At 72.3% G+C, this 11,546-nt stretch carries 14 protein-coding genes; 7 read left to right on the top strand and 7 right to left on the bottom strand.

Annotation, left to right across the window (positions count from 1 at the left end):
• The first annotated feature begins 48 nt into the window (after nucleotides 1-48).
• The gene (hemB, locus tag ACGF13_RS01630) at nucleotides 49-1,029 is read left to right on the top strand and encodes a porphobilinogen synthase (RefSeq protein WP_392867694.1); all 981 of its coding nucleotides are present in this window, start codon (nucleotides 49-51) and stop codon (nucleotides 1,027-1,029) included.
• A gap of 84 nt (nucleotides 1,030-1,113) precedes the next feature.
• Here hemB and ACGF13_RS01625 read toward each other — a convergent pair whose 3' ends face one another.
• The 3 genes from ACGF13_RS01625 to ACGF13_RS01615 form a co-directional block, all read right to left on the bottom strand.
• A complete protein-coding gene (locus ACGF13_RS01625) occupies nucleotides 1,114-1,383 on the bottom strand; it encodes a hypothetical protein (protein ID WP_392867691.1) in 270 nt (89 codons plus the stop codon).
• 210 nt (nucleotides 1,384-1,593) lie between these two features.
• Nucleotides 1,594-1,938 (bottom strand): rodlet layer protein, encoded by a 345-nt coding sequence (locus ACGF13_RS01620; RefSeq protein WP_392867688.1) that lies wholly within the window; start codon nucleotides 1,936-1,938, stop codon nucleotides 1,594-1,596.
• 73 nt (nucleotides 1,939-2,011) lie between these two features.
• Nucleotides 2,012-2,356: a rodlet layer protein gene (locus tag ACGF13_RS01615; RefSeq protein WP_392867685.1), complete on the bottom strand. Its 345-nt coding sequence runs from the start codon at nucleotides 2,354-2,356 to the stop codon at nucleotides 2,012-2,014.
• Between the two features lie 301 nt (nucleotides 2,357-2,657).
• Here ACGF13_RS01615 and ACGF13_RS01610 point away from each other — a divergent pair, with 301 nt between their 5' ends.
• Nucleotides 2,658-3,323, top strand: a complete 666-nt coding sequence (locus ACGF13_RS01610; protein WP_392867682.1) for a hypothetical protein — start codon at nucleotides 2,658-2,660, stop codon at nucleotides 3,321-3,323.
• Nucleotides 3,324-3,398: 75 nt separating this feature from the next.
• Here ACGF13_RS01610 and ACGF13_RS01605 read toward each other — a convergent pair whose 3' ends face one another.
• The 3 genes from ACGF13_RS01605 to ACGF13_RS01595 all read right to left on the bottom strand — a co-directional run bounded on the left by ACGF13_RS01605 (nucleotide 3,399) and on the right by ACGF13_RS01595 (nucleotide 4,512).
• A complete protein-coding gene (locus ACGF13_RS01605; RefSeq protein ID WP_392867679.1) occupies nucleotides 3,399-3,776 on the bottom strand; it encodes a hypothetical protein in 378 nt (125 codons plus the stop codon).
• A 113-nt stretch (nucleotides 3,777-3,889) separates the two neighbouring features.
• Complete coding sequence (locus tag ACGF13_RS01600) at nucleotides 3,890-4,159, bottom strand: chaplin (RefSeq protein ID WP_392867676.1); 270 nt, start codon at nucleotides 4,157-4,159, stop codon at nucleotides 3,890-3,892.
• Between the two features lie 110 nt (nucleotides 4,160-4,269).
• On the bottom strand, nucleotides 4,270-4,512 hold the full coding sequence (locus ACGF13_RS01595) for a chaplin (protein WP_392867673.1): 243 nt from the start codon (nucleotides 4,510-4,512) through the stop codon (nucleotides 4,270-4,272).
• 494 nt (nucleotides 4,513-5,006) lie between these two features.
• Here ACGF13_RS01595 and ACGF13_RS01590 point away from each other — a divergent pair, with 494 nt between their 5' ends.
• From ACGF13_RS01590 to ACGF13_RS01575, 4 genes are all read left to right on the top strand, one after another.
• Nucleotides 5,007-5,246 (top strand): chaplin, encoded by a 240-nt coding sequence (locus ACGF13_RS01590; protein ID WP_392867670.1) that lies wholly within the window; start codon nucleotides 5,007-5,009, stop codon nucleotides 5,244-5,246.
• A gap of 242 nt (nucleotides 5,247-5,488) precedes the next feature.
• Entirely contained in the window at nucleotides 5,489-7,162 is a 1,674-nt protein-coding gene (locus ACGF13_RS01585) for an RICIN domain-containing protein (RefSeq protein WP_392867667.1), read from the top strand.
• A 176-nt stretch (nucleotides 7,163-7,338) separates the two neighbouring features.
• The gene (locus ACGF13_RS01580) at nucleotides 7,339-8,631 is read left to right on the top strand and encodes a glycosyltransferase family 39 protein (protein ID WP_392867664.1); all 1,293 of its coding nucleotides are present in this window, start codon (nucleotides 7,339-7,341) and stop codon (nucleotides 8,629-8,631) included.
• Nucleotides 8,632-8,694: 63 nt separating this feature from the next.
• Nucleotides 8,695-9,186, top strand: coding sequence for a MarR family winged helix-turn-helix transcriptional regulator (locus tag ACGF13_RS01575; RefSeq protein WP_392867661.1), 492 nt, complete (start codon nucleotides 8,695-8,697; stop codon nucleotides 9,184-9,186).
• A gap of 93 nt (nucleotides 9,187-9,279) precedes the next feature.
• Here ACGF13_RS01575 and ACGF13_RS01570 read toward each other — a convergent pair whose 3' ends face one another.
• Complete coding sequence (locus ACGF13_RS01570) at nucleotides 9,280-9,897, bottom strand: hypothetical protein (RefSeq protein ID WP_392867658.1); 618 nt, start codon at nucleotides 9,895-9,897, stop codon at nucleotides 9,280-9,282.
• Nucleotides 9,898-10,189: 292 nt separating this feature from the next.
• Between ACGF13_RS01570 and hemL the strand changes: the two genes are divergently transcribed.
• Complete coding sequence (gene hemL / locus ACGF13_RS01565) at nucleotides 10,190-11,518, top strand: glutamate-1-semialdehyde 2,1-aminomutase (RefSeq protein WP_392867655.1); 1,329 nt, start codon at nucleotides 10,190-10,192, stop codon at nucleotides 11,516-11,518.
• The last annotated feature ends 28 nt before the right edge of the window (nucleotides 11,519-11,546 follow it).

Here is an 11,546-nt window from a genome sequence, read left to right as displayed (position 1 = left end):
GGCCGACCGTCGCCCCCGGTACTGCACAACCGTTCGGAGAGAGAAGCCGTGTCCGCTGAATTCCCGTACGTACGTCCGCGCCGGCTGCGACAGAGCCCGGCGATGCGCCGCCTGGTGGCCGAGACCCGGCTGCACCCGGCGGAGCTGATCCTGCCGCTGTTCGTCCGCGAGGGCGTCAGCGAGCCCGTCCCGGTGACCTCGATGCCGGGCGTGGTCCAGCACACCCGCGACACCCTGCGCAAGGCCGCGGTGGACGCGGCCGAGGCGGGTCTGGGCGGCCTCATGCTGTTCGGCGTCCCCGAGGTGCAGGACGCGATCGGCAGCGAGGGCACCAACCCGGACGGCATCCTCCAGCAGGCGATCCGGGACGTGGTCTCCGAGGTCGGCGACTCCCTGGTGATCATGTCGGACCTCTGCCTGGACGAGTACACCGACCACGGCCACTGCGGCGTGCTGGCCGCCGACGGCAGCGTCGACAACGACGCCACCCTGGAGCGCTACGCCGAGATGGCCCGGGTGCAGGCCGACGCCGGCGTCCACCTGGTCGGCCCGTCCGGCATGATGGACGGCCAGATCGGCGTGATCCGGCGGGCGCTGGACGAGGCCGGGCACCAGGACGTGGGTATCCTCGCCTACACCGCCAAGTACGCCTCGGCCTTCTTCGGCCCGTTCCGCGAGGCCGTCGGCTCCTCGCTCAAGGGCGACCGCAAGGCCTACCAGCAGGACCCGGCCAACGCCCGCGAGTCGCTGCGCGAGCTGGCGCAGGACATCGCCGAGGGCGCGGACATGGTGATGGTCAAGCCGGCCATGTCCTACCTGGACATCGTGCGCCAGATCGCCGACGCCTCCCCGGTGCCGGTCTCCGCGTACCAGGTGTCCGGCGAGTACGCGATGGTCGAGGCGGCCGCCGCGAACGGCTGGATCGACCGGGAGCGGATGATCATGGAGACGCTCACCTCGATCCGCCGCGCGGGCGCCGAGCAGATCCTCACCTACTGGGCCCTCGAAGCCGCCGCGATGCTGAAGTAGCGGACTCCGCACGACGGAAGGCCGGGTCGCCCCCGTGGGGGAGCGGCCCGGCCTTCCGGGTCTCCGGCCGAATGCCGGCGTCGCCTAGATGCCGACGTCTCCGGCGTGCGCGAAGCCCGCGCCGCCGCCGATCAGGTCGGTGGCGGTGGCCGCGCCACCACCGAAGCCGCCGGCCACGACGTCGCCGGCGTGGGCGACACCGAAGCCCTCGGCGGCCGCGAACGGCTGGTCGGCGGAGGCGACGAACTCGCCGCCACCGGCCAGGCCGACGTGGGCGAAGGCCGGGGTGGCGGCACCCGCGAGCGCCAGAGCGGCGGCGGCGGTCAGGGCGGCCTTGGCCAGCTTGCTCTTCATGGAACTGCCCTCTCTCTCGGAGCGCCCCCGCGGGCGCTCTGACACGTGATCACATCCGGCGTCCCGGCCCGGCGCCCCGTGCGCCGGGCCGGGACGCGTTCACCCGTCCGGACCGCGCTGCCGCGGCCGGCCGGACACTTCGTCCGCACAGCCCGGAGGGCCCGGGGAGACGTTCCTCCCCGGGCCCTCCGTCCGTGCCATGCCCCGTGATCAGCCGATCAGGTGCGAGACACCCGCGTCGCCCGAGGACTGGGTGTTCTGGCCCACGTCGCAGATCTGCTTCGGGGTGCTGTTCAGGATCGGCACCTCGACCGGGACCGCGACGCCGACGACGGCGACGGCGATGTTGTGGATCTCCGGCAGGCAGATGTTCGGGTTGTCCAGAACGTGGCTGTTCGGGCTGCCGTTGCCCGTGGTGCCGGTGTGGTTGGTGCCGCCGTTGCCCTGGACGGAGGTGGCGGCGCCGTCCGAGTCGACGATGGCGGAGGCCGAGCCCGCGGACATCGCGAGCGCGGCGGCGGCCAGGCCGGCCGCGGTGAGGGTCTTCTTGATCATTTCCGGTTTTCCTCTCGGGGTGAATCGGGGAGCGATTCGTGGGGTGGTACAGGGAGAGCAGAGCGGGGAGCCGTCAGCCGATCAGGTGGGACACGCCGCCGTCGCCCTGGCTCTGGGTGCCCTGGCCGATGGTGCAGTACTGCTTGCCACCGGTGTTGGCGACCGGGACCTCGACCGGGACGGCCACGCCGAGCACGCCGACGGCGATGTTGTGGATCTCCGGCAGGCAGATGTTCGGGTTGTCCAGGAAGTGGAAGTTCGGGCTGTTGTTCCCGACCGTGCCGGTGAAGTTGGTGCCGCCGTTGCCCTCGATCGAGGCGGCGGCGCCGTCCGCGTCGCCGATGGCGTAGGCGGGCGCGGCGGCACCGGCCAGCGCGGCGACGGCCAGGCCGGCGGCGGCGAAGGACTTCTGGATCATGGCGAGATCCCTCTCTGAAAATGCTCTTTGGATTCCGTGCGTACAACGCTGAGAACGCTCAGACCCGGTCTGCAGTCACTGACGTCCAGATCAAAGAACGACGGCACGGAAGGTTACGGGGATTCTTGAAAAGAGTCCCGGAGGCGCGGCGCCGACGGGAATCCGGTCGGATTATTAACCCGAACCGGTTAACCGGTGCAATCCGTGCTCCCGCTCACTCGTTGAGCAGATCGCTTTCCGGCTGCGGCCCCCCGCAGCCGTTCCAGTGATCTCCAGTACGGACAGCAGAACGGTGAAAAGCATGAAGTTCTCCAAGCGGGCCGGCGCGATGCTGCTGGCGGTCGGTGCCGGTGTGCTCGCCTCCCAGGGAGCGGCTTCCGCCGCCGCCCCCGCCGCTCTCGACCAGGTCGGCGCGCTGGAGGACGCGCTGGCCACCCAGCAGGTCCCGGCGGACGTCCCGCTCGCCCCGCTGGGCAGTCACCTCACGGCCGGCATCCCGACCTCGCTGCTGATGCCGCCGGTGCCGGGCCCGACCACCAGCACCGGCGGCCAACTGCTCCCGGAGCAGATCGTCCCCCAGCTGGGCACCGGCAAGGTCGGCCCGAGCGCCGACGCCGAGCTGCCGCTCCCGCTGGTCGACCAGAGCGCCGACCTCGGCAAGGTGCTGCTGGACGCCCCGGCCGCGCCGCTGCACGCCAAGACCCCCGGGCTCACCCTCGGCCAGCCGCTCGCCCTCGCCCAGGACGGCGCCGGACAGCTCGCCGACGGCCGGCTGAAGGTGGACGAGATCGACCCCCGCCTGATCGCCGGCGCGGTGCAGGTGGTCCCCGGGGCCAAGGCCAGCCTGGGCGGCGAGGACAGCCGGCTCTCCCTCACCGACGCGGCGGGCGCCCTGGCCGGGACCACCACCGTGATGACCGGCGGCGTGGTGGAGCAGACCGGCCTGACCGACCTCACCCGGTCCTAGCCCGCGGGCGTACGGGAGCCCGGCACCCCGACCGCGCGGCGGGATGCCGGGCTTCTCGTACGCCCGGGAGGGGGCTCAGCCGGGGAGGAGGCCGGTCAGCCCGCCGACCAGCGGGAGGTCCTTGACGCCGCCGCCGGCGCTCAGCGGGCCGGTCAGCGTCCCGGTGCCGACCGAGGGCAGGCCCTGGTCCGGCTGGAGGGCCGCGCCGTTGTTGAGGAAGTCGGCCGCGGAGTTCGCCCACGGGTCCAGCCGCAGACTCTTGATCGGCGCGATGCCGTAGCCGAGGCCGGTGGTCGTTCCGTTCAGGGCCTGGCCGACGTCGGTCTTGGCCAGCGTGGCCGAGCCGGGGGTGGCCTCGCCCGGCGCGGTGGCGGCCTGCGCCGAACCGGCGCCGAGCAGCACCGCGGCACCCGCGGCGGCGGCCAGGGCGGCCGCGCTCTTCTTCGAAACCATCGTGATCACCCTTCGGTGGATCGGGGAGCCCGGACGGCTGTCCGGGGATGCCGAACTGCCCCCCGGCCGGCTGGTCGGGGGGCAGGACGGCCGGAACGCGTGCCGATCGGGGATCAGCAGTCGTCGTCGGCGTGCGGCGGCAGCTCCACGTTGGCGCACTTGCCGCCGAACGCCGGGTTCAGCAGGCCGACGATGTCGATGGTGTTGCCGCACAGGTTGATCGGGACGTCGAGCGGCACCTGGATCTGGTTGCCGGAGACGACACCGGGGGAGCCGGCGGCGACGCCCTCGGCGGACGAGTTGGCGGCGGCGGATCCGGCCACGCCCAGCACCAGGCCGGCGGCGGCGGCGGAGAGGACGGCGGCCTTCTTCATGTTCTGCATGGGGGTTGATCTCCTCGATCACACACGGGTTGAGCGTGCCGCGCCCCGGCGCTGCGGGGCGCGGCACGGGCTCGGGTGAATCAGCTGTCGCCGGTGCGGCGACCGCGGGTTCAGCCGATGTTGGCGCACTCGGTGCCGAAGGCCGGGTTCAGCAGGGCGATGATGTCGATGCTGTTGCCGCACAGGTTGATCGGCAGGTGGATCGGCACCTGGATCTGGTTGCCCGAGAGCACACCCGGGGAGCCGGCGGCGACGCCCTCGGCGCCCGAGCTGGCGACCGCGCCACCGGCGCCACCGAGCACCAGGCCGCCGACGGCCAGCGACAGGGCCGCGGCCTTCCTGAGGTTACGCATGTCATTCCTCCGATTTCTGCCCGACGGAAGGGGAATGTCGGGAGCCGGGCGAGCACGAATACTCACCCGAAGGCTTCAGGGATTGCCGTGATTGTCACTCGGTCGGCGCACGCCGGCGTGTTTCGCCCATGGCTCGGGCGCGGCCGCGGCTGCGCGGTCGCATTGCCTCCCGAAACGATTCCCGCACGGCCGGGAAAAGCTCGGATAAAGGCGCGACCAGGTGGAATTCCGGTCGGGCGTTCCGGCACGGGTTGCCGGACGCCGGGTTTGGGAGGCCCGCCGCGTGGGGGCCGTGGAGACCGGGTTCCGTGAGGGAGAACGAGACGCCGCCCGAGGGGAAACGGTCCGATCCGCCCATCACCCGAATGCCGCTGCCGGCGACCCGATTGCGCCGGATGGGTGACAGTGCGGGGCCCGTCGCAACCGGTCTGGTGGGGTCTCGTTCTTGATGTCGCACTCCCCGTGCATATCTGTCGAACAGTCAGGAGGCTCGTATGAGCATCAAGAAGACCGCCGCCGTCGGCGCGGCCGTGGTGGGCATCGTGGCCACCGGCGCCGGTACCGCGATGGCCAGCTCCGGCGCGCAGGGTGTCGCCGCCGGTTCCCCCGGTGTCGTCTCCGGCAACCAGATCCAGGTCCCGGTGCACCTCCCGGTGAACCTGTGCGGCAACACCATCGACGTCGTCGGCCTGCTGAACCCGGCGTTCGGCAACAAGTGCGCCAACGTGGGCTGAGCCCGCACCCGGTTCGGCCGGTACGAGCCGCCGTTCCGCGCCTCCCTCCTGGGGCGCGGGGCGGCGGCTCTTCGCTTGCCCGGAATCCGGCGGTCCGTCAGTTCCCGGCGATGTCGCGAGTCTTGTTGTGTTACTTGTCAGTTCCTAGAATGCGAGACCTGCTCACCTTTCCTGCTCCTCTCTTGCTCCGCACCGCTCGGCTCCCCGCCAGGGCGGTCCCCCACCCCCGCAAGGAGTCGCGTGTGACCAGGTCCCCACTGTCGGCGGCGCGGCGAACGCGCACGGGCGCGTCCCGGTGCGCCGCGCTGCTCGCCACCGGAGCCCTCCTCGCCACCCTCGGCCTGGCCGGCGCCCCCGCCGCCCTGGCCGACCCCGCCCCGGCCGCGCCCGAGGCCACCCGTCCGGCCGCGATCGTCGCCCTCGGCGACAGCGCCATCTCCGGGGAGGGCGCCGGCACCGACACCAACGACGGCTACTTCCCGGAGACGGACAGCCCCACCAACTACTGCCACCGCCACCCCAAGTCGGAGATCTTCGTCACCGACATCCCCGGGGTCACCCCGATCGACCTCGCCTGCTCCGGCGCCCAGACCGGCGACCTGGTCAGCGACCCGGAGCTGGCGAAGATCACCGGCCAGGGCAGCGGCGACTTCGGCGAGCCCAAGCAGGACGTCAAGCTGGCCGACACGGCGGCGAAGTACGACGTCAAGATGGTCGTCGTCACCATCGGCGCCAACGACGACTTCGACTTCAGCGGCATCATGATGCACTGCCTGGCGCAGTACTTCCCGATCCCCAAGGACCAGGGCTGCCGGGACACCATCGGCAGCGACGAGATCCGCCGGCGCGCCAAGGGCGTCCAGCCCAAGGTGATCGCGGCGCTCCAGAACATCCGTCAGACCATGCGCAGGGCCGGCTACGCCGACTCCTCGTACCAGCTGGTCTACCAGTCGTACTTCAACCCGATCACCCCGGACATCCGGCGCAACGACTACGTCGGCAAGGTCGCCGACGGCTGCCCGGCCTTCCCCGAGGACCTCGCCTGGGGCCACAACTGGGTGGTGCCGACCCTCAGCGACGCGCTGCGCGGCGCGGCCGAGCAGGTGCCCGGCGTCCGCTACCTGGACCAGCGGCGGGTCGCCTTCGGGCACGAGGTCTGCGCGGAGTGGACGAGCTCCCCGTACGAGTACACCAACGGGGACGTCATCAACCTCTCCGAGTGGGTGCGCAACGGCTGCGACTCGCAGATCGGCATCCCCGGGCTGTGCATGAACATGATCCGCCAGTCGTACCACCTGCGGGTGGCGGGCTACCGCGGTGAGGGCGTCTGCCTCGGCCAGTTCTACTCCCGCCCCGAGCTGGCGCAGACGTACTGCACGCTCAACCAACAGAACGCCACCTCGATCCAGCCGCTCAGCCCCGGACAGCCGTTCGGCGACGTCCCCGAGGACGGCTCCTGGTACCAGCTGACCAACGCGGCCACCGGCAACGCGCTCGACCTCACCGGCGGCGGCAGCTACGGCGACTCCACCAACGGGCGGGCCGCGATCAGCTACCCGGCCACCGGCGGGCTCAACCAGTCCTTCGTCCTGGAGGCCAAGGCCGGCGGCAGCTACGAGGTCGACTTCAGCGGCAACCGCGACATGTGCCTGGACGCCAACGCCGCCTCCACCGCCCCCGGCACCCGGATCCAGCAGTGGGGCTGCAACGGCGGCGGCAACCAGCGCTGGGTGTTCAAGCCGGCCGGCGACGGCCGCTACAAGATCGCCGACTCCCAGGACCAGGGCAAGGTCCTGGCGGTCGGCAGCACCCTCGACGCCAAGGGCAACCCCTACGTCGAGCTCGCCACCGACACCGGCGCCGCCGGCCAGCTCTGGCAGCTGACCAAGCTCGGCATCGTCTACGTCCACGGCTGATCCACCCCGGGTCCTCCGGCCGCCGCCGTCCCCGCCCGGGGCGGCGGCGGCCCCGTTCCCGCCCGGGTCCGGGGCTCCAGGGGGTTCCCGGTCCGGAGGCGTGCCGTAGGCTCACGGGAAAATCGTTGCGCCGGAGCCGCGCGGACCACGAGCGGGGCGGGGAGTACCCAGACCAGATGAGCACGGCATCGAGCACCGAGTCGTCCAGCACCCAGCCCGACGTGCCCGAGACGGCGTCCGAGACGGCGCGCGCGGAGGCCTCCGAGGAGCGCGCGGGCCGGGCGCCCGGGCGGTTCGGGGCGCTGGTGGACCGCTTCGCGCCCGCGCTGGGCGCGTACGCGGTGGTCAAGGCCATCGGCCTGACCGTCTTCATGCTGCTGCTCTCGCACACCGGCGACTACCTGAAGAAGCAGCCGGGCCGCGGCGGCGGCGCCAACGCCTGGGACGTGCTGGGCACCTGGGACGGCGTCTGGTACCAGCGGATCGCCGAGAACGGGTACGACCCGCAGCTGATCCCGCTGCACGGCTTCCCGCTGGCCACCTACTACGAGAACTCCGCCGCCTTCTTCCCGCTCTACCCCTGGCTGATGCGGCTGGTCGGAGCCGTCACCGGGCTCGGCCCGTACGGCTCCGGGATCGTGGTCTCGGTGCTCGCCTCGCTGGTCGCCGCGGCCGGGATCTTCGCGGTCGCCGAGCGGCTCGGCGGCCGCCGGGCGGGCGTGATCGCCGCGGTGCTCTGGGGCCTGTTCCCGGGCTCCGGCGTGGAGTGGGCGGTCTACTCGGACTCGCTGTTCGTGGCGCTGTCCGCCTGGGCCTGCTACTGCGTGATGACCCGCCGCTGGCTCGCGGCCGGCCTGCTGGCGCTGGTGGCGGGCCTCAACCGGCCGACCGCCGCCGCGCTGATCGCCGCCGTCTCGATCGCCGCGCTGGTCGCGCTGGTCCGCCGCACCGACGGGGTGGCCCGCCCGCTGACCGCGATGCTGATCACCCCCTGGGGCCTGATCGGCTACATCGCCTGGGTCGGCTGGCGGATGGGCGACTGGGGAGGCTACTTCAAGCTCCAGCAGGGCGCCTGGAACCGCTACTTCGACGGCGGCGCCTCCACCCTGCGCACGATCATGGACGTGATCACCGGCCACTGGACCTTCTGGCAGTCCAACCCCGTCCCGGACCTGATCGCGATCGCCCTGCTGATGGCCCTGCCCGGACTGCTGGTGCTGCTCTGGCGCACCCGGCCGCCGCTGGTGCTGTGGGTCTACACCGCGCTCACCATCGCCACCGCGCTGAGCAGCAACCAGATCTTCGGCAACATCTCGCGCTACCTGCTGCCCGCCTTCCCGCTCTGCATCGGCCTGGCGGTGGCGCTGCGCCGGGTGCGGACCTCCTCGCTGGCCGGGCTGCTCGCGATGCCGGTCCTCGCGGCGGGCTGGTACGCCGGGTATGCGCTGTTCGAGTTGGGCATCCCGTAGACCCGGCGTTGGTTGGCAACGGGATCATCCGGCAGCAGATGGGCCGTTGCTAACCTCGGACGCATGACGACGACCCCGCCGCCCGTGCGCCAGATCCGCGACATCTCCGGGCTGATGGACCACGCGAGCCACGTGCTGGCCACCCGGATGGCGGCCGCCTTCACCGAGCTCGGGATCACCCCGCGCGCCTACTGCGTGCTGTTCCACGCGCGGGAGGCCGAGCGCACCCAGATCCAGCTGGCCGAGCTGGCGGACCTGGACAAGACGACCATGGTGGTCACCGTCGACGAGCTGGAGAAGGCGGGCCTGGCCGAGCGCCACCCGTCCGCGACCGACCGGCGGGCCCGGATCGTGTCCGTCACCGAGGCGGGCGAGCGGGCCGTGGCGCGGGGCACCGCGATCGCCGACCGGGTGCACCGCGAGCTGCTGGAGTCGCTGCCGGCGCCCGAGCGCGAGGTGTTCGTCTCGGCCCTGGCCCACCTGGTGGACGGCCACCTCGCGGAGCCGGTCGAGGTCGAACGCACCGTCCGCCGCGCCCGTCGCGCCCGGGGGTAGGCCCCCGAGCGGGGCCTACCGGGCGTCAGAACTGGCGAGCGGTCAACTCGCCTGGCCCCGACCCGTGTTCGAGCGGCGGGTCGAGGCGGGACGTCACGGCCAGACCAGGCAGTACAGCTGGTGCCCGGCCTCGTGGAGGCGGTTGGCGAAGTCCTGCCACTCGTGCAGCATGCTGTAGATCACGAAGGCGTCCCGCGGCCCGCGCCGGTCCGGCACGGTGGACCAGATGAAGGCGGCGGCGCCGAGTTCGGTCTCGTCGGCCTTGCGCAGCGGTTCGACGACGTTGTGGGGGAGCTGGACGACGGCGTAGTCGGGGTGCAGCACGACCAGCTCCAGCGGCGGCACCTGGTGCAGCGGGACGCCCTGGATACCGGTGAGCACCATGGCGCTCATCGTCTCCGGCTTGATCTTGGTGGAGAGGTGGCCGGTGGGGGAGCCGCTGGTCTCCATCAGGTCGCCGAGCCGCCCCAGCGCGCCGAGCTCGCCGGCGTCCAGGCCGAGCCCGCCCGGGCCGAGGGCGGTGGGAACCCTGGCGGCGGTCGCGCGGTCCGGGGCTCCGAAGTACTTGTAGGTCACCCCCACGCGTCCCTCACTCCGCCTCTCACCCCCGCGCCGACCGCGACCCGTACCCCCGCGTGCGGCCTCGGCGGGCCGTCGGGAGCCCCCCGCGGCCTCGTCGTAGCCGTCCTGCGCCTCGGACACTCGGACCATCCTCACCGGAATTCGCCGGAATCGACAGACCCCCGCACATCCGGCGCCCACCGGACGTGCTCCTTACCCGTCATGCGCCGCCGTACCCATTCGCGGTACGCGGCAGTCCTCTCCACACCCCTGCACACAAACCGGAGCCCCTGCGCACTCTGTGTACACAGTCTGACTGGTCCCCGGTCCGGTGCAGTCAGCGGCCCCTGCTGTACGGACAACCGTACAGACAACGGTGCCCGGATCATCGTTCCAGATGATCGGGTCGGACATGCAGAGCGTGAGGACACGATTTGAGACCATGTCTTTTGTGAGCTACCCCTACGAAGCCCCCCAGTCCCAGTCGCTGTTCGACCGCGCCTCCGTGGTGACGCCCGGCGGCGTCAACTCCCCGGTGCGCGCCTTCCGCGCGGTCGGCGGCACGCCGCGCTTCATGGTGTCCGGCACCGGCCCCTACCTCACCGACGCCGACGGCCGCGAGTACGTCGACCTGGTGTGCTCGTGGGGTCCGATGATCCTCGGCCACGCGCACCCCGCGGTGATCGACGCCGTCCGGCAGGCCGTCTCCAAGGGCACCTCCTTCGGCACCCCCGGCCAGGGCGAGGTCGAGCTGGCCGAGGAGATCGTCGCCCGGGTCGCCCCGGTCGAGCAGGTCCGGCTGGTCTCCTCCGGCACCGAGGCCACCATGTCCGCGATCCGGCTGGCCCGCGGCTTCACCGGCCGGGCGAAGGTGGTCAAGTTCGCCGGCTGCTACCACGGTCACGTGGACGCGCTGCTGGCCGCCGCCGGTTCCGGCGTCGCCACCTTCGGCCTGCCGGACACCCCGGGCGTCACCGGCGCCCAGGCCGGCGACACCATCGTGCTGCCCTACAACGACCTCGCCGCCGTCGAGCGGGCCTTCGCCGCCCACCCGGGCGAGATCGCCTGCGTGATCACCGAGGCCTCGCCCGGCAACATGGGCGTCGTCCCGCCGCTGCCCGGCTTCAACGGCGGCCTGGCCCGGCTCTGCCGGGAGAACGGCGCGCTGTTCATCTCCGACGAGGTGATGACCGGCTTCCGCGTCTCCAAGGCCGGCTGGTACGGCCTGGAGGCGGCGAACGAGGGCTGGGCACCGGACCTGCTGACCTTCGGCAAGGTCATGGGCGGCGGCTTCCCGGCCGCGGCCTTCGGCGGGCGCGCCGACGTGATGGCGCACCTGGCCCCGGCCGGCCCGGTCTACCAGGCGGGCACCCTGTCCGGGAACCCGATCGCCACCGCGGCCGGCCTGGCCCAGCTGCGCGGCTGCACCGACGAGGTGTACGCGACGGTGGACAAGGTCGCCGCCGAGGTCTCCGGCCTGGTCGCCGACGCGCTCACCAAGGAGGGCGTGGCGCACCGGCTGCAGACCGCCGGGAACATGTTCTCGGTGTTCTTCACCGAGGCCGCCGTCACGAACTACGACGAGGCGAAGACCCAGGAGGCGTACCGTTTCACCGCCTTCTTCCACGCCATGCTGGCCGAGGGCGTCTACCTGCCGCCGTCCGCCTTCGAGTCCTGGTTCGTCTCGGCGTCCCACGACGAGCGGGCGATCGAGCGGATCGCCGCCGCCCTGCCGGCCGCCGCGCGCGCCGCTGCCGCCGCCACGGCCTGACCGCCGCGGCCCGTACCCGATTCCCAGG

The sequence above is a fragment of the Kitasatospora sp. NPDC048286 genome, from assembly GCF_043201735.1.
In the GTDB taxonomy this organism is placed as follows: Bacteria; Actinomycetota; Actinomycetes; order Streptomycetales; family Streptomycetaceae; genus Kitasatospora.
Note: the sequence above shows the minus strand (reverse complement) of the source record. Positions and strands in the feature narration are given on the sequence as shown.

Bases quoted from the DNA above. Each gene is read 5' to 3' on its own strand.
- ACGF13_RS01570 (WP_392867658.1), bottom strand. From the start codon at position 9,897: ATGGTCCGAGTGTCCGAGGCGCAGGACGGCTACGACGAGGCCGCGGGG.
- ACGF13_RS01620 (WP_392867688.1), bottom strand. From the start codon at position 1,938: ATGATCAAGAAGACCCTCACCGCGGCCGGCCTGGCCGCCGCCGCGCTC.
- ACGF13_RS01575 (WP_392867661.1), top strand. From the start codon at position 8,695: ATGACGACGACCCCGCCGCCCGTGCGCCAGATCCGCGACATCTCCGGG.
- ACGF13_RS01595 (WP_392867673.1), bottom strand. From the start codon at position 4,512: ATGCGTAACCTCAGGAAGGCCGCGGCCCTGTCGCTGGCCGTCGGCGGC.
- ACGF13_RS01625 (WP_392867691.1), bottom strand. From the start codon at position 1,383: ATGAAGAGCAAGCTGGCCAAGGCCGCCCTGACCGCCGCCGCCGCTCTG.
- ACGF13_RS01600 (WP_392867676.1), bottom strand. From the start codon at position 4,159: ATGCAGAACATGAAGAAGGCCGCCGTCCTCTCCGCCGCCGCCGCCGGC.
- ACGF13_RS01610 (WP_392867682.1), top strand. From the start codon at position 2,658: ATGAAGTTCTCCAAGCGGGCCGGCGCGATGCTGCTGGCGGTCGGTGCC.
- ACGF13_RS01590 (WP_392867670.1), top strand. From the start codon at position 5,007: ATGAGCATCAAGAAGACCGCCGCCGTCGGCGCGGCCGTGGTGGGCATC.
- ACGF13_RS01605 (WP_392867679.1), bottom strand. From the start codon at position 3,776: ATGGTTTCGAAGAAGAGCGCGGCCGCCCTGGCCGCCGCCGCGGGTGCC.
- ACGF13_RS01615 (WP_392867685.1), bottom strand. From the start codon at position 2,356: ATGATCCAGAAGTCCTTCGCCGCCGCCGGCCTGGCCGTCGCCGCGCTG.
- ACGF13_RS01580 (WP_392867664.1), top strand. From the start codon at position 7,339: ATGAGCACGGCATCGAGCACCGAGTCGTCCAGCACCCAGCCCGACGTG.
- hemL (WP_392867655.1), top strand. From the start codon at position 10,190: ATGTCTTTTGTGAGCTACCCCTACGAAGCCCCCCAGTCCCAGTCGCTG.